This window comes from Sphingomonas endophytica, from assembly GCF_001476895.1.
Classification (GTDB): domain Bacteria; phylum Pseudomonadota; class Alphaproteobacteria; order Sphingomonadales; family Sphingomonadaceae; genus Sphingomonas; species Sphingomonas endophytica_A.
This window is the reverse complement of record NZ_LDTB01000219.1, coordinates 1-697: the sequence shown is the minus strand read 5'-3', so window position 1 is coordinate 697 and position 697 is coordinate 1. Positions and strand designations below refer to the sequence as shown.

Here is a 697-nt window from a genome sequence, read left to right as displayed (position 1 = left end):
AGATGTTTATAAGTGACAGGTGCTGCAGGGCCTGTTCGACCTGACGCCGGCCGAGGCGCGGGTCGCCCGCGGCATCGGCGAAGGACGAACCGTCGAGGCGATCGCCATCGCCTTCGGAATCTCCCGCGAAACCGTGCGCAACCAGCTCAAGGCCGTGCTGGCGAAGACCGGGCTCGGCCGCCAGGTCGAACTCGCCGGACTGCTCGCCGGCGCCAAGGTGCAGCCGGGTTCGTCGGCGGAATAGACTTACGCCGCGCTCAGGCGAGCCTGGAAGCGCCCCACAACCCGACCGATCACGTTGGCCGTCATTGCGGCGGCATGCTCCCGGCGGCATCGCAAGCGGATCGGCATGTTCAAACGGCGCCGGTTGAGCTAGTGGTAGCTCCCCTCCCTTCGTGCGCCCGTTCGGCGCATGTCCAGTGAATAGAGTGCATCTGAATGGCCGAAGCCGACCTCGACGCCGTCATCCGGCAGACCGCAAGAGCCCAGACCAAGGCCGTGATGGCGGCGGCCAAGAAGCGCCAGGCCGTCTGGGTCGCGCGCGCGGCCAAGGCCAAGGACAAGGAGACCAAGGCGCGCTTCCGCTTCCTCGCCAAGAGCACGATGCTGAACGCGACGGCGACCGCCAAGCGGTTGCAGAATTCGGCCGAGAACGCCGCCGACGCCTACGCCCGCGCGATGAAGCGGGCGATGGAAG

Annotated in this window: 2 protein-coding genes; both read left to right on the top strand. The window is 67.4% G+C overall.

Going from position 1 to position 697, the window contains the following annotated elements:
• Window positions 1–19 precede the first annotated feature (19 nt).
• On the top strand, window positions 20–244 hold the full coding sequence (locus NS334_RS16845; protein WP_058757001.1) for a helix-turn-helix transcriptional regulator: 225 nt from the start codon (window positions 20–22) through the stop codon (window positions 242–244).
• A gap of 194 nt (window positions 245–438) precedes the next feature.
• A partial coding sequence (locus NS334_RS16840) for a hypothetical protein (RefSeq protein ID WP_058757000.1) occupies window positions 439–697 on the top strand: 259 nt, incomplete at its 3' end.